The sequence below is a fragment of the Thalassotalea fonticola genome (genome assembly GCF_032911225.1).
Classification (GTDB): Bacteria; Pseudomonadota; Gammaproteobacteria; order Enterobacterales; family Alteromonadaceae; genus Thalassotalea_A; species Thalassotalea_A fonticola.
Window position 1 is genome coordinate 486,105 of record NZ_CP136600.1, and the last position, 22,790, is coordinate 508,894.

19 protein-coding genes and 1 riboswitch are annotated in these 22,790 nt (G+C 38.9%); of the genes, 7 read left to right on the forward strand and 12 right to left on the reverse strand.

All coding sequences use genetic code 11. The annotated features are described in order from the left end of the window. Nucleotides 1-3: 3 nt before the first annotated feature. Together RI844_RS02010 and amrS are read right to left on the reverse strand one after the other, a co-directional pair. Nucleotides 4-612 (reverse strand): TetR/AcrR family transcriptional regulator, encoded by a 609-nt coding sequence (locus tag RI844_RS02010; RefSeq protein WP_348396807.1) that lies wholly within the window; start codon nt 610-612, stop codon nt 4-6. Between the two features lie 11 nt (nt 613-623). Continuing rightward, nucleotides 624-1,706, reverse strand: coding sequence for an AmmeMemoRadiSam system radical SAM enzyme (gene amrS, locus RI844_RS02015; protein ID WP_348396808.1), 1,083 nt, complete (start codon nt 1,704-1,706; stop codon nt 624-626). Between the two features lie 93 nt (nt 1,707-1,799). Between amrS and amrB the strand changes: the two genes are divergently transcribed. Further along, nucleotides 1,800-2,576 carry an AmmeMemoRadiSam system protein B gene (gene amrB, locus RI844_RS02020; protein ID WP_348396809.1) on the forward strand — a complete coding sequence of 259 codons (777 nt, stop codon included), beginning with the start codon at nt 1,800-1,802 and terminating at the stop codon, nt 2,574-2,576. Then, entirely contained in the window at nt 2,554-3,129 is a 576-nt protein-coding gene (gene amrA / locus RI844_RS02025; protein ID WP_348396810.1) for an AmmeMemoRadiSam system protein A, read from the forward strand. The genes amrB and amrA overlap by 23 nt, the downstream gene beginning before the upstream one ends. 47 nt (nt 3,130-3,176) lie before the next feature. Here the strand turns inward: amrA and RI844_RS02030 are convergent, their stop codons facing one another. Beyond that, nucleotides 3,177-5,384, reverse strand: coding sequence for a S46 family peptidase (locus tag RI844_RS02030; protein WP_348396811.1), 2,208 nt, complete (start codon nt 5,382-5,384; stop codon nt 3,177-3,179). 316 nt (nt 5,385-5,700) lie between these two features. Between RI844_RS02030 and RI844_RS02035 the strand changes: the two genes are divergently transcribed. Further along, nucleotides 5,701-6,180: an aminoacyl-tRNA deacylase gene (locus RI844_RS02035; protein WP_348396812.1), complete on the forward strand. Its 480-nt coding sequence runs from the start codon at nt 5,701-5,703 to the stop codon at nt 6,178-6,180. 151 nt (nt 6,181-6,331) lie between these two features. On the opposite strand, the gene RI844_RS02040 is transcribed toward RI844_RS02035, so the two are convergent. Then, a complete protein-coding gene (locus RI844_RS02040; protein ID WP_348396813.1) occupies nt 6,332-7,660 on the reverse strand; it encodes an Hsp70 family protein in 1,329 nt (442 codons plus the stop codon). A 198-nt stretch (nt 7,661-7,858) separates the two neighbouring features. Between RI844_RS02040 and RI844_RS02045 the strand changes: the two genes are divergently transcribed. Next, nucleotides 7,859-8,497 carry a cold shock and DUF1294 domain-containing protein gene (locus RI844_RS02045; protein WP_348396814.1) on the forward strand — a complete coding sequence of 213 codons (639 nt, stop codon included), beginning with the start codon at nt 7,859-7,861 and terminating at the stop codon, nt 8,495-8,497. A 73-nt stretch (nt 8,498-8,570) separates the two neighbouring features. Then, the gene (locus RI844_RS02050; protein WP_348396815.1) at nt 8,571-8,753 is read left to right on the forward strand and encodes a hypothetical protein; all 183 of its coding nucleotides are present in this window, start codon (nt 8,571-8,573) and stop codon (nt 8,751-8,753) included. 18 nt (nt 8,754-8,771) lie between these two features. On the opposite strand, the gene ppx is transcribed toward RI844_RS02050, so the two are convergent. After that, nucleotides 8,772-10,307 (reverse strand): exopolyphosphatase, encoded by a 1,536-nt coding sequence (gene ppx / locus RI844_RS02055; RefSeq protein ID WP_348396816.1) that lies wholly within the window; start codon nt 10,305-10,307, stop codon nt 8,772-8,774. Continuing rightward, nucleotides 10,300-12,366, reverse strand: a complete 2,067-nt coding sequence (ppk1, locus tag RI844_RS02060; protein WP_348396817.1) for a polyphosphate kinase 1 — start codon at nt 12,364-12,366, stop codon at nt 10,300-10,302. The genes ppx and ppk1 overlap by 8 nt, the downstream gene beginning before the upstream one ends. A gap of 189 nt (nt 12,367-12,555) precedes the next feature. Here ppk1 and RI844_RS02065 point away from each other — a divergent pair, with 189 nt between their 5' ends. Then, nucleotides 12,556-13,947 (forward strand): IgA Peptidase M64, encoded by a 1,392-nt coding sequence (locus RI844_RS02065; RefSeq protein WP_348396818.1) that lies wholly within the window; start codon nt 12,556-12,558, stop codon nt 13,945-13,947. Between the two features lie 22 nt (nt 13,948-13,969). Here RI844_RS02065 and RI844_RS02070 read toward each other — a convergent pair whose 3' ends face one another. The 3 genes from RI844_RS02070 to RI844_RS02080 all read right to left on the reverse strand — a co-directional run bounded on the left by RI844_RS02070 (nt 13,970) and on the right by RI844_RS02080 (nt 16,682). Next, nucleotides 13,970-14,380 (reverse strand): GNAT family N-acetyltransferase, encoded by a 411-nt coding sequence (locus RI844_RS02070; RefSeq protein ID WP_348396819.1) that lies wholly within the window; start codon nt 14,378-14,380, stop codon nt 13,970-13,972. 80 nt (nt 14,381-14,460) lie between these two features. Further along, the gene (gene ilvN / locus RI844_RS02075; protein WP_348396820.1) at nt 14,461-14,958 is read right to left on the reverse strand and encodes an acetolactate synthase small subunit; all 498 of its coding nucleotides are present in this window, start codon (nt 14,956-14,958) and stop codon (nt 14,461-14,463) included. Continuing rightward, nucleotides 14,958-16,682 carry an acetolactate synthase 3 large subunit gene (locus tag RI844_RS02080; RefSeq protein WP_348396821.1) on the reverse strand — a complete coding sequence of 575 codons (1,725 nt, stop codon included), beginning with the start codon at nt 16,680-16,682 and terminating at the stop codon, nt 14,958-14,960. Before RI844_RS02080 ends, ilvN begins: the two co-directional genes overlap by 1 nt. Nucleotides 16,683-17,025: 343 nt before the next feature. Between RI844_RS02080 and astB the strand changes: the two genes are divergently transcribed. After that, complete coding sequence (gene astB / locus RI844_RS02085; RefSeq protein ID WP_348396822.1) at nt 17,026-18,378, forward strand: N-succinylarginine dihydrolase; 1,353 nt, start codon at nt 17,026-17,028, stop codon at nt 18,376-18,378. Nucleotides 18,379-18,444: 66 nt separating this feature from the next. On the opposite strand, the gene ltaE is transcribed toward astB, so the two are convergent. The 3 genes from ltaE to RI844_RS02100 all read right to left on the reverse strand — a co-directional run bounded on the left by ltaE (nt 18,445) and on the right by RI844_RS02100 (nt 22,784). Further along, nucleotides 18,445-19,467 (reverse strand): low-specificity L-threonine aldolase, encoded by a 1,023-nt coding sequence (ltaE, locus tag RI844_RS02090; RefSeq protein ID WP_348396823.1) that lies wholly within the window; start codon nt 19,465-19,467, stop codon nt 18,445-18,447. 104 nt (nt 19,468-19,571) lie between these two features. Next, nucleotides 19,572-21,488 carry a TonB-dependent receptor domain-containing protein gene (locus tag RI844_RS02095; protein WP_348396824.1) on the reverse strand — a complete coding sequence of 639 codons (1,917 nt, stop codon included), beginning with the start codon at nt 21,486-21,488 and terminating at the stop codon, nt 19,572-19,574. A 31-nt stretch (nt 21,489-21,519) separates the two neighbouring features. Continuing rightward, nucleotides 21,520-21,710: riboswitch (cobalamin riboswitch) on the reverse strand. A gap of 120 nt (nt 21,711-21,830) precedes the next feature. Continuing rightward, the gene (locus RI844_RS02100) at nt 21,831-22,784 is read right to left on the reverse strand and encodes a cobalamin-binding protein (protein ID WP_348396825.1); all 954 of its coding nucleotides are present in this window, start codon (nt 22,782-22,784) and stop codon (nt 21,831-21,833) included. Between the last annotated feature and the right edge of the window lie 6 nt (nt 22,785-22,790).

A 22,790-nucleotide genomic window follows, 5' to 3' on the forward strand; every position in this document is an offset into this window, starting at 1 on the left:
TACTTACTTATGCTGCCGAACTGGTCGGCTTATTGCCTTTAATAGATGATACACCTGCCGGTTTCTATTAAGCATACGTTGTAAAAATGCCCGGGTTTTATTATGTTGCTCACTTTTATCAACGAAATAAAAGCCCAAACTCAGTAAATAGGCCGACGTTACCGATAGTTCATCGCCAACGCGCTTTAGGCCAGAGTAATCGCGCTTGGCAGCATGTAGAAACCATTGTACTGTGCGGCTTACTCTGGTAATGCCGTGAGCTTGCAGGTGCAAATGGCCCAGTTCAAATTTATAAGCAAGGATTTCTTTAACCAAACTCTTATAAGGGCTAAGAAAGTTTAGCCAAGCCATTATGCAATTAATCAGGCGTTCGTCACTGGTTAACTTATCGTTTGTTTGTTGAGTAGCAAAATGCAGCATGGCGGCATCTGCTTGGTCGAACAATGCTTCGGCCATATCGTCTTTTGAGCGAAAATGACTACGAATGATGCTCAGATCGCAGTTTAAACTATCGGCCAGTGTTAACAGGCTAAAGCTTTCCCAAGAGCTTTTCTGCGCCAATGCAAGCGCCTTATTTAGAATTGATTGTGGGGTTATCGTAGACTCAGCCATTAATTTTCCATTTAAATAATCGCAATAGGTATACGTTTTCTACCGAAGCTGTTGCTAAATTCTGAGAAGCGCCCCGGTATTTGCTGGCCGCAGTGCTGGCAATTACCGTTTTCGGTTAAGTGATATTCGCTGATTTCATACCAATTTCTTGCTATTACGGGATGTTGGCAATTGGGACAATGGGTAGAATCTGAATCGACATCAAATACATTACCGCAATAGACGAACTTTAAACCATAACTTTGGGCAATTTTTCTTGCTTTTAACAGTGTGGCAATTGGCGTTTTGCCCTTGTCGAGCATTTTAAAGTCTGGATGAAAAGCACTGAAATGTAACGGTACCTCTAGGCCAATATTTTCAGCGATCCATTGGCACATTTCATTTAACTCTTGCTCTGAGTCGTTTTCATCTGGAATGAGCAATGTTGTTATTTCAAACCATACCTGGGTTTCATTTTTTAAGTAAAGCAGAGTCTCTAATACCGGCTGTAAGTGGCCATGGCATACTTTGTGATAAAAGCGTTCAGTGAAGGCTTTTAAATCAATATTTGCAGCATCCATATGTTGATAAAACTCAATTCTTGGTTCATCACAGATATAACCGGCACTTACGGCAACACTTTTTATTCCTACCTCTTTTGCGGCAATAGCGGTATCTATTGCGTATTCCATAAAGATGACCGGGTCGTTATAGGTAAACGCCAAACTTTTACAATTGCGCTGTTTGGCGCTTATTGCCAGTTGTTCGGGGATAGCTGTGGCGCAGAGTGTATCGAGCTGTCTTGATTTGCTCATGTCCCAGTTTTGGCAAAACTGACAGCTTAAATTACAACCCGCTGTACCAAAAGATAAAACGCTGCTGCCAGGATAGAAATGATTAAGTGGTTTTTTCTCAATAGGATCAATACAAAAACCAGAAGAGCGGCCATAACTGGTCAGCACAATTTCGCCTTTATGATGCATGCGCACAAAACAGCTGCCACGTTTTCCTTCTCGTAAAGTGCAGTGTTGCGGACAAACATCACAACAAACCCTGCCATCATCTACCTGATGCCAATACTTAGTAGGAAAATGTTCAACCAAAGTATCTGCCATATTTTTAACCGCCTGTATTAAGTATAGGAAAATTATTGCTATTCGTTATCTATACTTAATAAATATGGTATGTGATTTGTCGCAGGAGGAAATGTGATTGTACGAGAGCCTGCCGTGGCGGGCAGTTTTTATTTTGAAGATCCTATAGAGCTGGCTGATAGTGTTAAGCATTGCATTGGTGAGTTTGTTGATGCAGGCGTACATGCCAGAGCATTAATTGTACCGCATGCTGGCTATATGTATTCTGGAGGAGTTGCTGGCGCTGCTTATCGCTTGTTGGCAAATTGCGCGCAAAACTTTAACCGAGTGGTTTTATTAGGGCCTTGTCATCGTATGGCTTTACGCGGTTTAGCGGTTGCCAGTTACGATGCATTCGCTACTCCTTTAGGCGAAATAAGCGTTGATGTGAATGCTTGCCAGGATTTACTCGATAAAGGCTTAGTGCAAAGTTCAAATGAAGCGCATCAGCATGAACATTCCTTGGAGGTACAGTTGCCATTTTTACAAGCCTGTTTAAGAAAGTTTACTTTGATACCTATTGTCGTAGGCTCATGCATGCCTGATGAGGTATATAAAGTCATCAACGCGCTTAATGTTGAGGGTACTTTGTTTTTAATCAGCACCGACATGAGCCATTTTCATACTTACCAACAGGCAAACGCGATTGATAACTTTAACATAGTACGGATGCTCAATTTTGACACCGATTTGAGTGGCGAAGATGCGTGTGGCAGTAATGTTTTAAATGGTTTTTTTAAGTTTTGTGATCATGCCAAATGGAAAATACGTATGGTTAAATATGAAAATTCAGGTGATACCGCAGGTGATAAAGACAAGGTGGTGGGTTATGCCAGCTTTATCTTGTATTGAGTTATCAAAATCTACACAAAACATTGCCATAAACCTTGTGTGGCAGGTGTTGACGCATGCGGTAAAGGAAAACTGCTTTGTAAAGCCTACAGCGCCTAAAGATATGTCACTACTTTCGCCTTTCGCCTGTTTTATCACTTTATATATTAATGATGAGCTTCGTGGCTGTATAGGAACTATGCAAAGTGATCGACCATTATGGGAAAATATTTGCAAGTACAGTTATAGCAGCGCGTTTGAAGATCACCGCTTTGAGCACTTAACTGCAGATGAACTTGCCGATTTGAGTTTTCAAATATCAATACTATCGCCTCTCGAATCTATGGTTAATCAAGGAGAGATGCAACTGCTTGAAGGGCTAGAGCCAGAGGTTGATGGTTTAGTGATTAAATATCAGCGTCATAATGCGTTATTTCTGCCCTCTGTTTGGGAGGCATTACCTAACCCCAGAGATTTTGTTGGCAAACTTAAAGTTAAGGCCGGTTTACCTGAAGATTACTGGCATACAGATATAAAATTAAATCGCTTTCATACTTTTGTGATCGAAAGCTAGAAAGCTACAAGCGTTGAGCCTCTAGCTTTCTTGCTTCACGTGTACCGTTATTCAGCTACAGTACTTGTTATTTCACTGTTAGCTGTTATTTCAACAATATCCATTTCATCGATCAGGTTAGTTGCGCCATCAATGTGCTCCATAACCCAAAGCATGTAACGTACGTCGACATGAATTGAACGGTTTAATTTCGCATCGTAATCCCAACCGCCAATAATGCTTTCATACACGCCGTCAAATACCAGACCAACAAATTCAGCTTTACTGTTTAATGTTGGTGAGCCTGAGTTACCGCCAGTAATATCTAGGGTGCCTAGGAAGTTAACAGGAACTGTATTTAAGTCATCTTTAGTGTACGAGCCGTATTGTCTTTTGTTGATCAATTCGAGTTGCTTTTTAGGGGCATCAAATGGGAATGCACCAGTGTCTTTTGCCACAATACCTTCAACGGTAGTAAACGGTGTCGCAGTAATACCATCTTTAGGTGAATAGCCTTTTACGTTGCCGTACGTTACGCGTAATGTACTGTTTGCATCGGCATACACGGGCAAGTTCTTCGATTTATTAAAAGCAATCAATGCTTCCATAAATTTAGGGCGATAAGCTTGAATATTACCTGCTAGCTCTTTGCCACTGTCTTCAATGGCTTTACGCGCTTTAAACGTATGCACTGCTAGCTGAATGAATGGGTCAGTAGAGTTATTAAACTCTTCAGTACTTTTATCCATCCAAGCTAAACGAGTCGCTTCGTCGGCTAGTTTGGTATTTTTGTATATGTCATTAAGTTTTTTGGTTAATGCTGTTTCGTTTAAACCGTTCTCCAGACCAAAAAATTGATCAAGCTCTTTAATGCGTTGCTTGGCAGGCAAGGCAGCGTAATGCGTTAACATATGTGACAAGATTTTTTGATCAATATCTAAATCTAAACGACGATTAATGGTTTTCATGCCTTGGGCGAAACGGTCCATATCACGCTCTTGATAACCGCGTTGACGCTCAAGATCTGGTTTAGTTTTTTCAATGGCTAAACGATGCAGTTTGTTTGCAGTGGTCAGTAATTGGCTTCTACCCATATAACTTAACACATAGCTGCGTGGTGAAAACTCTTGGCTACTTGCTATCAGTTTATTTAAACCAGGCAGGGCATTGCCGTATTTAGCTTTACGTTTTGCATCACTGTTAATCCACGCGGTTAAATCGCTTTCAAGTTGTTGCTTGCGCTCTAGGGTAGTACCTTTGTTGTAGCTTTCAACTAATGAACCGTAGTTTTTGGCGTAGTTTGCCAGGCTTGCTAACTCGTTTTGATACTTAATGCGCTTTTCGCTACCTACTGCTGAGTTTTCATGGATCAAATTAATGATCTCTTCTCGGTAAGATTTAGCGGCAGGGTAAGCCCAAGTAAATTGATGCTCAACTTCACTGGCTACACGGTAGCGGTTAGTTCTACCCGGGTAACCCAATACCATAATGTAGTCGTCTTCATCAACAGATGCTTTATTCACTTTTAAGTGATGCTTAGGTTGATAAGGCACATTGTCTGTAGAGTAGTCGGCAGGTTGGCCATCTTTACCTACGTATGCTCGGTAAAAGCCGTAATCGCCAGTATGACGTGGCCACATCCAGTTATCAATATCACCGCCATACTTACCCACACTTGATGCTGGTGCGTGCACTAAACGTACGTCACGGATCATTAATTGTTTAAATAAGTAGTACTCAAGGCCGCCATGAAAATTAACTACGCTACAACGGTAGTTTTTATCTTGCTCACACTCACTTACCAGTGTTTTGCTATTTGTATCAATAAACTTATAACGATCATCGCCTTTCATGGTTGTAGTAATCCCCGCTTTTATAAGCGGTGTTACATCAGTAATTTCTTCGGTTACGTAAATACGCTGACCTGGTGCTGCGGGCAATTCATCACTAAATGATTTTGCTAAAAATCCATTTTTAAGCAGGTTGTTCTCTTCTGTTGAATTATATTGCACAGAGCCATATACACAGTGATGATTACTTACGACTAGCGCTTGGTCTGATACAAACGATGCAGTACACCCGCCTAAGCTTACAATGGCGCCCATAGGAAATTCGGTAAGGTTAGTTAAGTCAGTCGGATTTAACTCTAAACCGGCAGCAGTTAATTCTTTACTAATGCTAGGTAATTGATGTGGTTGCCACATGCCTTCATCGGCAATTGAAACGGCGCTTACTGCACTAAATGCACAAAGCAGTAATGATGATAATTTTTTCATCTAATTCTCCCTAATAAATTCTTTTTCTAGATATGGACGGGATTTTTGCAAAAATTGCTAAGCGTAGTCAAATTGAATAATTCAATAATTGTTATAAAAATTATCTAGAAGTTAATAAAGCTTTACAGACATATATCTTCTTAATATCTATATTTAAGTTTTATGGTTATTTTTCAATGTATTAGACTTTAAATAAGTTTCAATGGTTACCTGAAGTTGCAACTTATTTTATTGATTGAAATTACGACAGTTTAACCATTTGCAACTATACTTAACTAGGTGAATTAGCATTTACATAACATGTTTGGAGGTGCTTATGTCTGTTGCAACCCGACTGGATTCTTACCTGAACCAACATCATATTAATTATCAGGTGATCCCACATTTTCATAGCCTTAATTCTGTAAGCAGTGCCATATCAGCCAATGTTCCCCTGCATAAAATTGCAAAAGCAGTGATGCTGGAAGATCATGAAGGGCGAAAATTGATGGCAGTATTGCCTGCAAATAATAAGGTGAGTATGTCATTTATCAATGACGAATTACTTGGCAGTTATCATTTAATTAAAGAAAGCCAAGTGTATGAGTTATTCAAAGATTGTGAGCATGGTGCTGTGCCACCTGCAGGTGACGCTTATAACATGACCATGATTTGTGATTCGTTACTTGATGAGTTAGATGAAGTGTATCTTGAAGCTGGAGATCATGAAAATTTAATATGTGTTGATCATGAGGGCTTTAAAAAGCTAACCGAAAACTCTAAGCATATGCGCTTTAGTAAACAAGTGTTTCATTAAAATAGAAACGAGAAACAAGGCTTGTGAAGTGACCGCTTAAGTGGGCAACTTGATGGGTTAACTCATACCACTTCCTGAAACAAGTTCAGGAAATGGCTAGAAAGCTAGAACCTAATAGCTACAAGCAAAGCCTTGTAGCTATGGCCGTGTTTTAGCCAAATTTACGTCCCGCATCTATAGCCAAACCCATGCCTACACTACCGAATTTGTCACCATCGACAATCTCTGTGTTTGGGAATAAATCAGTAATAGATTGTCTAACCATAGGTATTGCGGTTGTACCGCCGGTCATAAATACTTTGGTAATGTCGGTGTATTTTACGCCCGCATCAGCAATAGTCTGTAATGCCTGTTTCTTAATATTATTTACTTCAGTTTGAATTGCGTCATGTAATTGATTTATTGTTAAATCAACGTTTAATTTTGACTCAACATAATCTAAATCAATGTTTGCGCTAGCGTGAGTCGTTAAATCAATTTTTGCTTGTTCAACATCAATGGCTAACAAGTGGCCTTCACGTTTATTAATCAGGTTTAATAAACGGTCTATCAGCTGCTTTTTCTCAACTCTAAAGGCTAGATCCTTTAACGTTATGAGTGTGTTTTTTTCATATAAATGATGGATCTTGTGCCAGGTTGCTAACTCGTGATAGTAGCTTGATGGCATAAACATTTGCTTGGTTTCATTATGGGAGACATTGGCTATTGAGCTGCGGATGCTAAATTGGCTGTCAGTATTGCGAATTTGTTTGCTTTCTTTAAGTTTACTCTTATAACCCAAGTGTGGCATAACCGTTTCTAAACTTAATTTACGATCAAAGTCGGTACCACCAATATGAATACCGCCGTTCGCTAAAATGTCGTCTTCACGATCGCTTCTAAGCGCACGTTCAGGTGACAAGCGCACCACTGAAAAGTCTGAGGTACCACCACCAATATCGACAATTAAAGCGATTTCTTCTTGATTAATGCTTTGTTCAAAATCAAGCGCCGCAGCTATTGGCTCGTATTGAAATAACACATCACTAAAGCCTGCTCTTAACGCTGCAGTTTCCAGTGTATCTTGTGCTAATAAATCGGCTTGTTTGTCATTATCGACAAAATGTACCGGTCGGCCCAGTACCACTTGCTCAAATGGACGGTTACCACTATGTTCAGCACGCGCTTTTAAGTGGCTTAAAAAACTGGTAACAATATCAGCAAAGGGCACTTGCTCAGATTTTATTTGAGTTTTCTCTTCCATTAACGGCGTACCTAGTACGCTTTTTAATGAACGCATAATGCGGCCGAATTCACCGTCAATGTATTCATTAATTGCCGCTCGTCCTAAAAATGTTTGGTTCAGTTCAAAGTGAAAAAATATTGCGCTGGGAATGGTCAATTTATCGCCTTCTAACGGCAAAAGTATCGGGTTACCTTCTTCGATGGTACCAAAGGTAGAATTAGAAGTACCAAAGTCTAAGCCGCAATATGTATTCACAAAGGATCCTATTTGAATATAGTTAAGGACGGCAATTTTACGCGGTGTTGGTTAACTTGGCTAGAGAGTTGTTTAAATACTTTTAAATAAATGATTTAGTTGAAAAGTGAGATAAATTCGATGATTATCAATAATACTGCAACGAGTAAATTTAAAAACTGTAAGATCTAATTAATTATTGATAAGTAAGGAGTTAAAGTGCGTGTAAAAGGAACTCTCACTAAATGGGATGACGATAAAGGATTTGGATTCATTAAACCGTTAACACCAGGTAAAGACGTTTTTGTTCATATTAATAGTTTTCAAACTAAATCAAAACGGCCGATTTTGAACCAACTTGTTACTTATACTTTAATAAAAGATCAGCAAGGAAGGTTATGTGCTCAGCAAGCAACTCATGCAGGAGAACGTTTAAATAAGTTAACCGAAAAATATTCAAAGCCAAGACGCAAAAGTAAAAATGAGACTTCAATGGGTATCTCTTTATATGTGGTCTGCCTTTTTCTTACAACTCTCGCTTGGTTAGTTTTATCAGGTAAGGTTTCGTTTCATTTTTTTGCGGGCTATGTATTATTAAGCTTAGTTACAGTGATGTTTTATGGTTGGGATAAAAGATCAGCACAAACTGGTCGTTGGCGAATTCCTGAGTCAACCCTGCATCTGCTCGCCTTAATTGGAGGTTGGCCTGGAGCTGTTTGGGCGCAACAGAGATTTCGTCATAAATCTAAAAAGCTTTCCTTTAGAATTCAGCTTTGGTTAATGATCTTTACTAATATATCAGCATTCTCTTGGTTTTTTATTCCTCAAACGAGTGATTTTATTAAATCCATGTTTTGATTTGGCAAGAAAAGCATTTATTGCATAAACTTAGAAGAATAATAGATGTGCAAACTCTTTTAAGGCGAAAACAATGGTTAAATCTTTGTGTAAATGGAAAAAAAAAGAAGTTGAAAATCATTTACATGAACTTTGGCATATTGTTGATAAACCGCGTCATATTTGTAAAGATTGCGCTCGTTCATCACATACCAAAGGCTATTTGTGTAAACCACTAAAATTGCCACACGATAGCCACAGCGGTAACAGAGATTGACCAAGATTGTTTTAGCTATTAAACGCCTCGATAACTTAATTTAATTCCTAATTTAAGCATTTGTTTTTTCTCAGTATCCAGATTGGCTGTAAATAATGCCTTATCAATCAACCACTTTTGTGGAAATTCTAGTTTAACGTCTGCTTTGTTCACTTTTATTAGCCAGCTTGGCAGAAAGCCATGTTGACGTTTTTGATTAAATAATATCGCTAATCTAAATATTACAATGAGCCGAATAACAAACGTAGACTCGAATAGTGACATGGCCGGGATTAATTCTTTGCGGATTTTTTTTCTGTGTAACAATAATAGGGTTGTTAACAAAGCAAGCTCATCTTGATTGAAGCCGAGCATGCTAGCATTTTCTACGATATAAGCTGAATGTTTGTGATAACTTGATGAATTTATGTGTAAGCCAACTTCATGCAGAACACTTGCCCATTGTAAGTACAATTTAGTTTCTGGCATTGCTGTAAAGTTCCAGCCAGTTTGACATTGCCTTAACAATTGCATGCAAGTTTGAGTAACATGATCGCTCTGTTGTTGATCAACACTTACCCGCTTAATCAGGCTGGTAATGCTTCTTTCTCTAATGTCTTCATGTTGTAAGTGTTCTTCCATTTCATAGAGTACACCTTCTCTTAGGGCTTTGTCGCAATACTCAATCTGGTCTACATCAAACAGCTCAAAAATAGCTAACATTATAATTAAGCCACCAACAATAACATGTTGCCTTTCTAGTGCTAATCCCGGTATTTTTATCTGTTGTAGTTGCTCGAATTTTAGCAGAGCATTTTTAATGTCATTTAACGCCTGATACGTCAGCGAACCTTGACAGAAGTTGTTGGCATGGGCTATTTCAATTAATGCTGACACGGTTCCTGATGTACCAATAGTAGATTGCCATGATACCTTTTTATATTGGTCAACAATAGGTTCGAGCTCTTGCTCTGCAGCCAGCAATGCATTTTTAAAGAGTTTTTTGTTGATCTTACCTTGGCCAAAATGCTTTTTAGTTAAGCTTACACAGCCAACATTTCGACTACTAAGCGTTAGGGTTTCAAACCCTTTGCCAATAATAAACTCGGTACTTCCACCACCAATATCGATGACTAAGCGATTACGCTGATAGTGCATAGAGTGTGCGACACCCTGATAGATAAGACGCGCCTCTTCTTGACCCGAAACAACCTTAATGGGGTAGGGAATTATAGTCTTGGCTTGTTCTAGAAATTCATGCGCATTAATTGCTACCCGCAATGTGTAAGTGGCGATGATGTTTACTTGATCGGGATGAAAGCCTTTTAATGTTTCTGCGTATATGGCTAATGTTTTTAAACCACGTTCAATGCTCTCTTGTGTTAACTTTAAATTATGATCTAATCCCTGCGCTAAACGAACTCTGAGTTTTTCCTTTAATAAAATTTGTACATCTTGTTCAACAATTCGGGCAAGCACTAAATGGAAACTGTTTGAGCCTAAATCAACCACGGCCAGTTTTTGTATTTTGCTGTTTGATTTTCCTATTACAGGCTTTGCAATTAATTTATTCATTACGCTCTGATAACTTTAAGTATTGGTAAATCTCCCGTTGCGAGCTCTGTTTTTTATGTTTATCTCGGGTAACATAATTATTTTGTTGCTGTTGATCAATTACTCTAGCTTTACAGTTATCACCCATTTGTAATTCGAGCATGTCGATGATTTGTTGCTTTAAAGGGGGGAAATAAATTGGTAAACCTACTTCTACTCTGTCTTCTATATTGCGAGCCATCCAATCTGCAGATGTGATAAATACTAATGGGGCGCCATTATTATGAAACAGCATCACTCTTGCATGCTCTAAATATCGGTCAACAATACTGGTTACTGTTATTCGCTCGCTAATACCGGCCAAACCTGGTTTTAAGCTGCACATACCACGAATGATCAAATGAATATCTACGCCGGCATTACTGGCATCATAAAGTTTATCGATTAGTTTTTTATCAACCAGGTTATTTAGCTTTAAAATGATTTTTGCCGGTAAGTTTGCCTTAGCATTTTTGATTTCGTTTTTTACTAATTGATTAAGCCGTTTTCTCTGGTTTATTGGAGAAATAAGCAGATGATCAAAATGAAAGTCTTTATAGCTATGCTCAATAAATTTAAATACGTTATCAACTTCTTCAGCAATTAACTGGTTTTTAGTGAACAGGGCTAAGTCTGTGTATATTTTGGCGGTGTCTTCGTTGAAATTACCAGTACTGACTTGAGCATATTTAACAATGCTGCCATTTTCCTGGCGATTTATCAGACATAGTTTTGAATGTACTTTGAGTGAGTTAATGCCAAATAATACTTTAATACCAGCATCGGTCATTTTTTTAGACCATTCAATGTTATTACTTTCATCAAAGCGCGCTCGAAGTTCTACGTTTACGGTTACTTTTTTACCATTTCTAACCGCATCTAATAATGAACCAATAATTTGAGATTTTTGGGCCACTCGATATACATTTAATTTTATTGACGTTACTGCAGGATCAAACGAAGCTTGGCGGATAAATTCTTTAAAATGGTGGAACTTATGGTAAGGGTAGTGCAGTAATATATCTTGCTTGCTAATTGCTTCAAAAGTGGTGTTGTATTTGCGAAACTGCTTACTGTCTAACGCTCGCCACTTGGTATATCTAAGGCTTGCCTTGCCAACATTGGGGAAATTAATAAAGTCTTTAAAATTTCGATAACGGCTACCGGGTAACGTGCTGTCATAAGCAGTAAATCCTAATAACTTCTTCAATCTTTTTTCCATGCGCTGTGGCATTTCTTCATCACACACCACTCGGACAGGGTCTGCATGCAGACGTTGCTTTAAGCTTTTCGTCATTTTCATCAAAATTGAATCGTCTAAGTCTTGTTCACTCAGCAAGTATTCTGCATCTCGGGTCATTTTAAATGAGTAAGCAATAATACTGTCAAACGCGAATAACCCTTTGAATATGTCTGTTAATGAAAAACAGACAACATCATCGAGCAAAATGATTTTTTGCACATTGTTGTCTTTTTCTTTTGGCAATAACACAAAGCGATTGGTTTCAGTGCAGGGTACTTCAATTGCCGCATATTGGTATTTTTCCTGGTTACTTAATTCAACAAATAGATAGGTTAAATGATCTTCAATACAGCTCGGAAAATCAATTAAATTACTTACGATCAAAGGTTGGGTGTAACGCAGCACTTTGTCAGTAAAATATTGCTTTAGCCATTCCTGATGATAAGCAGATAACTGTTCATGGCTAACTATTTCAATATCATTTTTTTTAAGCTCTTGCTGTATATCTTGGTAGGCTTGATTAAACTTAGCATTAAAAGCTAAAACCTTTTCCTGAATATTATCTAACAGCGTTTGATATTTATTTAATGCGTTTAAATTGCCTTCTGCCTTTTTAAGTAACGCCTTGCGCTTTAAGTCAGGTACTTTAACGCGAAAAAATTCGTCTTGGTTATTAGAAAATATTCCTAAAAACCTAACCCGCTCTATTACCGGGTTATTAATATCTTGGGCTTCTTGTAATACGCGTTCATTAAACGCTAACCAACTGAGCTCTTTTGGGTAGTACAATTGAGGCATAAATTTTTATATTAATTAAAAGTAAGTTTATCAATATGTTATTTAATACAATAGGGCGATAACATTGTTGGTGTTGTTTATTTAACTGTAGCTGAGCTGACACGTAATGCCATAAAAATAAGTTGACTAACATCATATATACTTCGATATTGGTAGATTAAATCAGTAAAGATAATTAAAGGAATTAAAATGAAAATCATATTTGCTGTATTAGCATTACTGCTCTCATGGAGTTGTGTTGCTAACGTGCAAACACTTCGAGTTGATTATTATCATACCGGCGATAGTCAACAAGAGATTTTCTCGTTAGACAACGTGGTGGTCGAGCCATTACCTTGGCCAGGCTCTACTGGCCAGACAATTGATGATTTAAACCGAGGGAAGTACCGTTTTATAGTGCAAGATAAAACCTCTAAAAAGGTATTGTTTACTCGCAGCTACAGTTCTATTTACGGTGAATGGGAAACCACTGGCGAAGCAAAGAAAATTAAACGTACATTTCATGAATCGCTGCGTTTTCCTATGCCTGATAAAGAAGTGATTATTGAAATTGAAAAGCGTGATGCAAACCATCAGTTTCAGAATATTTGGACTACTGAAATAAATCCAAGCCATTACTTAAACCATCGAGAATCTGCGGTCTATAGTGAACAAGTCATTGCTATTGAACAAAATGGCGACCCTAAAGATAAGGTCGATTTGCTTATTTTAGGTGATGGCTACACTGCAGCAGAGTTACCTAAGTTTAAAAGATCAGCAAAAGAACTTACCGAAGCCTTGTTTGCAACTAGTCCTTTTAAAGAGCATAGAGAAAACTTTAATGTTTGGGCGCTTGCGCCACTAACGAAAGAATCTGGTGTATCTCGCCCATCAACCGGCACCTATCATGACAGCCCTTTAGGGGTTACTTATGATGCTTTTGGCTCTGAGCGTTATGTGCTTACCAGTGATAATAGAAATTTTCGCCGTATAGCGTCATCTGCACCTTATGATTTTGTTGAGATTATTGTTAATAACGATACCTATGGCGGCGGTGGGATTTACGGTCTGTTTTCAACCGCGGCAGCAAATAGTGACTGGGCTGATTATTTGTTCATTCATGAATTTGGCCATCACTTTGCCGGTCTTGCCGATGAATACTACACCAGTTCAGTTGCTTACGCTGCGGCAACGAATGTTATTGAACCCTATGAGCCAAATGTTACGGCTTTATTAAATGGGAAAACACTGAAATGGCAAACAAAAGTTAACAACAAAACGCCATTACCTACACCCTGGCCAAAACAGCAATATGAAAAGCATTCTTATGAATATCAACAAATTCGTAGTCAGCTTAGAAAAGAGAATAAACCTGAAAGCGAAATGGATAAATTATTTCATCAAAACCAGGACATTGTTGAGGGGATGTTTTCCAAAGCTGAGTTTAACGATGCGATAGGCGCATTTGAAGGGGCAAATTATTCTGCCAAAGGTTTTTATCGCAGTGAGCTCAATTGCATAATGTTTACCCGCACGGATGATTTTTGTGATGTTTGTCAGCAGGGGATTGTTGATGTGATCAAGCTTTATTCAAACAACTGATTAACTTGTTAATTTAGCTAAACTATGCTCTGTACTGAAAAGCGTTAAGTGTATTGTTATTGCGCTGATAACTATAGAATCGGCTTTGTAAACAATCGGGTAAGTTATTACTGTTGATACATTCAAATCCTAATTTTTGATAAAACTTGGTTAACGTTTTATCAGCAAAACAATTGATATTAGGTAATCGATGTTGGCAGTGGAAGACTATCTGTGTAGCCAGTCCTTGATGTTGATAGTTTCTGTTAACAACGAGGGCATGTAAAAAAGGTGTAGTGCTGGAAAATGAGATAATTACAGATGCTATGATTTCTTCTTGGCTGGTCATATAAAAACACTGATCATCACCCATAAAACTGGCGCTGTAGTGGTTGCTTTTATAAAACCGTTTTATTGAGTTTTTATCTGATTTGTTAGCGAGTTGTATTTGCATATATATTTAGGGTCAGAACTAAATTAAATCTATTCATCGTTTAATTTAGATCTGACCCTATTTATTTCTCTTTTGTGGAGTTATACGCGCAGGGCTTTTTCACCGCGAGCAATGCCAACGGTTCCAGAGCGTACTACTTCAATGATTTCAGTTTCGTTGTTTAACACATCAATAAATGAGGCGATTTTATCTCCATCACCGGTTAATTGTACTGTGTAAATTTGCTTACCTACATCAATGATATCGCCACGGAAGATATCGGCGATACGCTTTACTTCGGTGCGGGTGACATTGTTCATTGCCAGTACCTTCACTAATACTAATTCACGTTCAATGTGAGCGCGGTCAGTTAAGTCAGATACGCGAATTACATCAATAAGCTTATTAACTTGCTTGGTAATTTGCTCAAGTACTTTGTCATCACCAAACGTAGATATGGTGATACGAGAAATCGTTGGCTCATCAGTTGCAGCTACACACAGGCTTTCAATATTAAAGGCGCGTTGTGAAAATAAACCAACAATACGTGAAAGGGCACCTGGTTCGTTTTCTAATAAAATGGATAGGATACGGCGCATTATACTTTTTCTCCTTTTTTAAGCCACATGTCATCTACTGCACCAAAACGTACTTGCATTGGGTATACGTGTTCGGTTTCATCTACTAATACATCCATAAATACTAAACGGTTTTTGATCGCGAATGCTTCTTTCATTGCGCCGTCTAATTCATCGGGGTGATTTACTTGCATACCTACATGGCCATAAGCTTCAGCTAGCTTAATAAAATCGGGCAAAGACTCCATATATGATGAAGAGTGACGACCACCGTAAATCATGTCTTGCCATTGGCGAACCATACCCAGTGAGCGGTTATTTAAAGTTACAACGACTACAGGTAAGTTGTACTGTAAACAGGTAGACAGTTCTTGAATATTCATTTGAATCGAACCATCGCCGGTTACACAAACAACGTGGGCATCAGGGAAAGCAACTTTCGCGCCCATTGCTGCGGGCAAACCAAATCCCATAGTACCTAGACCACCAGAGTTGATCCATTGGCGCGGCTTTTTAAACGGGTAATATTGTGCGGCAAACATTTGGTGTTGGCCTACATCTGAACATACATAAGCATCACCGTTAGTGTGCTTGTATATTGATTCAACAACTTGCTGTGGCTTAATTTTATCTGGATGTTTTTCATAGCTAAAGCTATTCAGATTACGCCACACATTAATTTCATTCCACCACTCTTTAAAGTCATCTTTATTATGTTTATGGCCAACTTCATCTAATTGCGCGGTTAGTTGATCAATAACAATGTCAACATTACCGACAATTGGAATATGAGCATTAACTGTTTTTGATATCGATGTAGGGTCAATATCTACATGAATGATGGTTGCATTTGGACAAAACTTTTCTACTTTATTGGTTACACGGTCATCAAAGCGCGCACCTAAGGCCAGAATAATATCAGCGCCGGCCATGGCTTTATTGGCTTCTGCAGTACCATGCATACCTAGCATGCCAATAAAGTTGTCATGTAAGCCGCTAAGGCCGCCTAAACCCATTAACGTATTAGTACACGGCGCATTTAAACGTTCCACTAAAGTTGTTAGTTTTTCTGATGCATTGGCAAGAACAATGCCGCCGCCAGTGTAGATCACCAATTTTTTAGCGTTAACAATCTTTTCAACGGCTTTACGAATTTGTTTGCTGTGCCCTTTAATATTTGGATTGTAAGAGCGCATTTTTACGTCTTTGTTCATCACAAATGGCATTTTAATATCAGGGTTTAAGATATCTTTAGGCAATTCAATGACAACAGGTCCTGGACGTCCTGATTCGGCGATATACTGAGCTTTAGCAACAACATTTGGTAATTCGCTGGCACTACGACAGTTAAAACTGTGTTTAACGATAGGGCGTGAACAGCCGATAATATCCGTTTCCTGGAACGCGTCACCGCCAATTAACGTTGCCGCTACTTGTCCGGCAAGGACAACCATTGGAATAGAGTCCATATAAGCATTAGCGATACCGGTAATACAGTTGGTATTACCTGGCCCTGAAGTGGCTAATACATAACCACATTTACCAGATGAGCGGGTATAGCCCTCGGCCATATGAGTTGCTGCTTGTTCATGACGGACAAGGATGTGGCTTACTGCATCTTGTCTAAAAATTGCATCATAAATATCTAATACAGAGCCGCCTGGATAGCCAAAGATGTATTCTACATCTAACTCTGCAAGAGATTTTATAAGTAATTCTGCTCCTGAATATTGTTCTGTTGTCATTTTGTTGCCTTTTTTAAAAGTTTTTTTCGTCCAGAAAAAACAAAACCCTCGGTTTTTACAGCGAGGGTTTTATGAATTTTTATTCGTTTTTAAATATTCAGTCACAACCCTTGGCTTGGTAATAAAACCACGACCAGTATGAGTTTAATGATAATTAGAATATTTGGCATCGAAAATTAATATTTGGTAAACATTGATTTATATTTACTGAGTTTAAGCTCTAAAGTCAACAAGTAATTTACAAACAGGCGCAATTAGGCGAAAAACAAGGGGTTTTGCCATTTACTAGTGCAAAAAACTCGTTACAATAGCCAAAATTCTATAAATGTTGGGTATTTGAAAAGTGAATAGTTTTGAAGCAAATTTTGATGGTTTAGTTGGTCCTACTCATAATTATGCAGGTTTATCGATAGGCAATGTTGCCTCTAAATTAAGTGCTAATGATATTTCGAGTCCAAAAAGCGCTGCCTTACAAGGTATTGCTAAAATGAAAGCTTTACACGACATGGGCATGACCCAAGGGGTATTTGCTCCACAAGAGCGTCCTGATATTCTGTCACTACGTCGTTTAGGCTTTTCAGGAACCGATGCCAATGTATTGGAGCAAGCTCATAAAGAAGCACCTAATGTATTATCTGCGTGTTTTAGTGCCTCTAGCATGTGGACGGCAAATTCTTCAACGGTATCTCCGTCAGGTGATACCCACGATGGTAAAATTCACTTTACTCCAGCTAACTTAACCAATAAATTTCATCGTTCACTAGAGCCTGAAATTACCGGTAATATTTTAAAAGCGGTGTTTAACGATGAAAAACACTTTAATCATCATTTACACCTTAATGAAAATGATCACTTTGGTGATGAGGGCGCAGCAAACCATACTCGTTTATGTAATAACTATGGTGAGCAGGGCGTCGAAATATTTACTTTTGGCAAGTATGCGTTTAATAGTGCCAAGCCGGCGCCGAAAAAGTTTCCGGCTAGACAAACATTAGAAGCAAGCCAGGCCGTTGCTCGTTTACACGGTTTAGGTGATGATAATGTAGTTTACGTTCAACAAAACCCCGATGTGATTGATCAAGGTGTGTTTCATAACGACGTGATCTCTGTGGGTAACCAAAATGTGTTGTTCTACCATGAGCAAGCATTTTTAAACACCGATAAATTTTTAGCTGAAGTTCAAAGTAAATTCGGCTCTGACGATGTACATTTTATCAAAGTAAGTACTGACGAAGTATCTTTGCAAGATTGTGTGCAAACCTATTTATTTAACACCCAAATTATCACCTTAAATGACGGTCCAAATGGTAAGGAAATGGCGATAATTGCGCCGAAGCATTGTTATCACAATCCAAAGGTTAAAGCGTATTTAGACCGACTTGTTACCTTGAATACGCCGATCAAGCAAGTGAAGTATTTTGACGTAAATGAAAGCATGAAAAATGGCGGTGGCCCTGCGTGTTTACGATTACGTGTAGCGATGACTGAAAACGAACTCGCGGCCGTTAACCAAAATTGTATTATGAGTGATGCGCTTTATGGCAATTTAGAAGCTTGGATAAATAAGCATTACCGTGATCAGTTAAGCTTTGATGATTTACGCGATCCAAATTTGTTAGTTGAATCACGTACTGCATTAGATGAATTAACGCAACTGCTTAACCTTGGCTCTGTATACCACTTTCAACAAGTTTAAATACACCAATTAAGCGTCTAATCAACGAAAGGGCCAGTGGCCCTTTTTTTGCCAGTAAAGTGGTATCTACATTTCGCCAGACATTAACGAAATGGTTTCTTTAATCGTATCGGCGGTATAGATAATATCGGCGGTACTAATGTTCAAGTGAGTGACCAGACGCAAGTTTTGTCCCGCTGAAATTTTTATGCCTTCAGCAATAAGCAATTTCGCCAAGACCTCGCCATCGACACTGTCATCCAAATCGATATAAACCATATTGGTTTGTGGTGTTGTAACACTAAGCTTGTTGCATTCAGTTAATAAATCAGCAAGCAGTACAGCATTAGCGTGATCAATTTGTAAGCGTTCAATATTATGATCAAGGGCATAATCCATGGCCTTGGCAATAATCCCTGCCTGTCGAGTGCCGCCTCCGACCATTTTTCTAATGCGGCGGGCCTTGTTGATAAACTCTAAATTTCCGCAAAGTACTGAACCCATAGGGGTTCCCAAGCCTTTGGAAAAACAAATGGAAATTGAATCTACGTACTGGCAAATATCTTTTAATTCAAGGTTTATGGCGGTTAATGCGTTAAATATACGTGCGCCATCAAGGTGTATATCAAGGCCGTGTTGGTCAGCAAACTTTCTTGCCCGGGCAAAATACTCGAGTGGTATCACTTTTCCGCAATAGGTATTTTCAAGACTTAACAGTGTTGATTTGGCAAAGTGTGAATCGTCTTCTTTGATCACCGCTGCTATATCGTTGAAATTAAGTTCGCCATTGTCTTGCTCTTTAATTGGCTGTGGTACGACGCTGCCAAGAACGGCTGCTCCCCCAGCTTCATAAAGATAGCTATGATAACCCTGCCCAACAATATATTCCTCACCTCTGCCGCAATGGGCTAGAAGGGCACAAAGGTTTGATTGCGTGCCTGAATTTACTATCATCGCCGCGTCAAAACCACTAAGTTTAGCTAACCTTGCTTCAAGGGCATTTACGGTTGGGTCGTCGCCATAAACATCATCGCCAAGTTCGGCGTGTATCATGGCTTGCAGCATATCTGCGTTTGGTTTGGTAACTGTGTCTGAGCGGTAATCGATCATTTGGAAACTCTTGGTTAATAATCTATAGACAAGTTTAGTGTATAAAAAAATACCGCAGCTTAAAAGTTTAAGTGCGGTATTTTAAATGGGAATAGTGCCTATTACTAGAAACTATAAGTAACTGATGCTTTGTAATTAGTACCATCGGCAAAGTAATTTAGTGAAGTTTCGTACTCTTCATCGAAGATATTGTTCACTTTAGCGTTTACACTGATATTACTTGTTGCTTGATAATTTACGCCAAAATCAACTAATACGTAGCTATCTAACTTAACATCACCGGCATCAACACTTTCATCTCTATAAGACACGACACTGTTGAAGGTAAAATCTTGCCAGTAATAAGCTAAACTATACGTTGCTGTTAGCTCGGGACGACGAAGTAGTTTATCACCGCTAACAGAATCTTCAGCATCTACAAAGGTTAAGTTTAACTGATTGGTTAAATGACCAATATTAAGCATCAGTGACGCTTCTGCGCCGCTGATTTCGGCTGAATTAATATTAGCTGGTTGCCATAAACCAAATTCATTTGGTGCCCAGGCAATCAAGTTTTCAACTTCAGAATCAAAAGCGCTAAATTCAATTTTAGCACTGAGGTTGGTTGAGCTAAATTGATGGCGAATTAGAATTTCGTTATTGGTAATTTTTTCTGGTTGCAAATCAGGGTTCCCTGAGCCAGGCCAGTATAAATCATTAAATGTAGGCGCTTTAAAACCTGTGCCGCGCGTTACGCTGACAAGCCAATTATCATTGAGCTGATAACCTATCGATGCATTATAGGTTGTTTCAGCATCAAGGTTTTCAATATCATCATGGCGCGCAGCGCCTTCAAGTAAAACTTTGCCAAGTTGGTGTTGTGCCTGAATAAATACCGCACTTACTTCTCGCTCTACTTCATCCCATGTTTGGAAACCGGGGGCCCAAACATCTAAATCTTCACTATTAGAAATTTCTTCAATATAGTAATCCAGACCAAGGCTGAATGAAGTGCTCTTGGTGAACTGATATTGGTTGATAAAGCTTACCTGGTCACGCTCGGTAGTAATTTTACTTGGCGTAGTTTCATTACCAAAGCTTTCGCCTTCGTCTTGACTTGTTGCCAGCGATAATTCACTGAACAAGTTATCACCTTGATAGCGACTTGCCAGTTTTACCGAGTAGTTTTCATGGTCTTGTTCATTGGCATAAAAAGCAGGACAAGCTAAGGTGTCGTCAAACCAGCATGGGCTATCTGGATATGATGCATCAAATTCACTATTACCACTTTCATAGCGAGAAACTAAATGTAGCGATACTGTATTCGTTAATTGGCTACTGCCAACGGCACTAACACTGAAACGATCATAGCCGTCGTCATCATCTTCATTAATGTCATATGGGAATGGGTCAGTAGTATACGCGTTAAAACCATCACTGCTTTCAGTTGATACTGCTATGGTTAAATTATGTTTATCGTTACCTAAACCAATGGCTGCATCAGCTTGAAGTAAGCCATTACTGCCGGCTCCTATGGTTACAGTTCCTTCACCAGTATGCAGCTGTTTGGTAAATATTTGGATCACGCCGCCAATGGCATCACTGCCCCAAAGTGCAGCTCTTGGGCCTTTAACAATTTCAATACGCTCAATTTGGCTTGGCGAAATTGCGGTTAAATTAGTTGTGCCTAAGGTGGCTGAGTTTATACGTACACCATCTACTAAAATTAAGGTGTGATTAGAGTTCGTACCGCGCATAAAAATAGAGGTCGATTGGCCAGCGCCGCCTTGTTGTACTACACTGATGCCGGCTACAGTATCAAGTAATTCACTGATATTACCTACTTGCATGGTTTTTATCTGCTCACTGGTGATCACCGAGTTTGCTGATAACGCTAAAAACTGCTCTTGCTGGCTACGGTTTGCTGTAACAAGCATATGCTCATCTGCGTGTGCTTCTACGTTTGCTGCATAGGCGTTTTGGCAAAATGTTGCTGAGATCCCAACAGAGATCAGGGTTGTTGCTATTATGGTTTTATTCATTATTTCCTCACTAAAGATGCCCACCGCATCTGAAAAAACTAGCGCTAAGATCGGTCTCCGGACTTATTTATTAACAAGTAGACGTTCGTCATAATTATTAATAAAATCACCGTTGCGGGGGCAGTACAAGAATATGAATAACCTGAGTTTAATCGGTTGTTCGGCACTTGTTTCCCGTTAAAATTCGTTTTTATGACGAATATCTTAACGACAGTACTGTCAGTTTTACTGACTTCAAATTATCGCCCTGAGAATGACTTCAGTGGCAAATACCAATTCTATTAAGTTTGTTCTCAGCGAGTGGGAAAAACTAATTAAACTTGGTATCGTATTGAGCTACGCTCAAATTTGGTTTTCTAAGCTCTGATAAAAATGTCTACTTTTATCAATATCGACACAAAGCTGTTCTAACTCGGTGAGTAACCGATAGCTCATGCGATGTAAAATGTCTGAATTCGGCTTTAATAATTGTTGATATTTAGCCGATGTAACTTGTTGAAATTTTTGCCAGTCTATCGCATCAGGGTTTGGTTCACCGGCCGACATTGGTTGAATAATTAATTCTGGGTTGGCAACAATAATTTGCTCAATGTTTATTTGCGGATAATCATTAATTAACTGCTTAAACGGATTACTGGCTCCGCAAATTTCTAAATGTTGTTGCGGCCAAGCATTTCGTGCAACCGTAGTTAACGGTTTTGACCAAAGCTCATAAAATACTGAAACAGGCTGTTTGTTATGATATTGCTGTTTTAAAGCTAATAATTTTTGCTCAAAATCTCGGGCTTTTTGTTCGGCCCGTTCGCTGCTGCCGGTGAGCTTGCCAAATAACCTCAGCTCTTTGGCTACATCAGATAAATTAATAGGGTCGGAGTAAATAACCTTTAAGCCCAATTGCTCCAAGCGCTCTAAGTCATCACTTGGATTTCCTGTACGCCAGGCAATTATCAAGTCGGGCTGATAAGCCAGAATTTTTTCTATTTTTAGCCGGGCGTAATTACCAACACGGGGGATTGAATTTGCCTGCTCTGGGAAGTCAGAATGTTCGGTGGTTGCAACTATTCTGTTACCAACGCCAATATCAAACAGTACCTCAACGACATGCGGTGCTAGGGCGATAATTTTTTGCTGGCTATAATCTTGAACAGCATCTTGTTGCTGTTGTTTATGTACTTCACCATCAACATCAGGCACCACTGCGACTGCTGTATCTGAGGCAAGAAACAAAACCTTAAACAACCAGAAAATAATGATTAAAGTAATAAAAACGATAAGAGTTATATGCTTTTTATTCATCTAATG

Coding starts and splice junctions, on each gene's coding strand:
- RI844_RS02010 (WP_348396807.1), bottom strand. CDS start 612: ATGGCTGAGTCTACGATAACCCCACAATCAATTCTAAATAAGGCGCTT.
- amrS (WP_348396808.1), bottom strand. CDS start 1,706: ATGGCAGATACTTTGGTTGAACATTTTCCTACTAAGTATTGGCATCAG.
- amrA (WP_348396810.1), top strand. CDS start 2,554: ATGCCAGCTTTATCTTGTATTGAGTTATCAAAATCTACACAAAACATT.
- RI844_RS02030 (WP_348396811.1), bottom strand. CDS start 5,384: ATGAAAAAATTATCATCATTACTGCTTTGTGCATTTAGTGCAGTAAGC.
- RI844_RS02035 (WP_348396812.1), top strand. CDS start 5,701: ATGTCTGTTGCAACCCGACTGGATTCTTACCTGAACCAACATCATATT.
- RI844_RS02050 (WP_348396815.1), top strand. CDS start 8,571: ATGGTTAAATCTTTGTGTAAATGGAAAAAAAAAGAAGTTGAAAATCAT.
- ppx (WP_348396816.1), bottom strand. CDS start 10,307: ATGAATAAATTAATTGCAAAGCCTGTAATAGGAAAATCAAACAGCAAA.
- ppk1 (WP_348396817.1), bottom strand. CDS start 12,366: ATGCCTCAATTGTACTACCCAAAAGAGCTCAGTTGGTTAGCGTTTAAT.
- RI844_RS02065 (WP_348396818.1), top strand. CDS start 12,556: ATGAAAATCATATTTGCTGTATTAGCATTACTGCTCTCATGGAGTTGT.
- RI844_RS02070 (WP_348396819.1), bottom strand. CDS start 14,380: ATGCAAATACAACTCGCTAACAAATCAGATAAAAACTCAATAAAACGG.
- ilvN (WP_348396820.1), bottom strand. CDS start 14,958: ATGCGCCGTATCCTATCCATTTTATTAGAAAACGAACCAGGTGCCCTT.
- RI844_RS02080 (WP_348396821.1), bottom strand. CDS start 16,682: ATGACAACAGAACAATATTCAGGAGCAGAATTACTTATAAAATCTCTT.
- ltaE (WP_348396823.1), bottom strand. CDS start 19,467: ATGATCGATTACCGCTCAGACACAGTTACCAAACCAAACGCAGATATG.
- RI844_RS02095 (WP_348396824.1), bottom strand. CDS start 21,488: ATGAATAAAACCATAATAGCAACAACCCTGATCTCTGTTGGGATCTCA.
- RI844_RS02100 (WP_348396825.1), bottom strand. CDS start 22,784: ATGAATAAAAAGCATATAACTCTTATCGTTTTTATTACTTTAATCATT.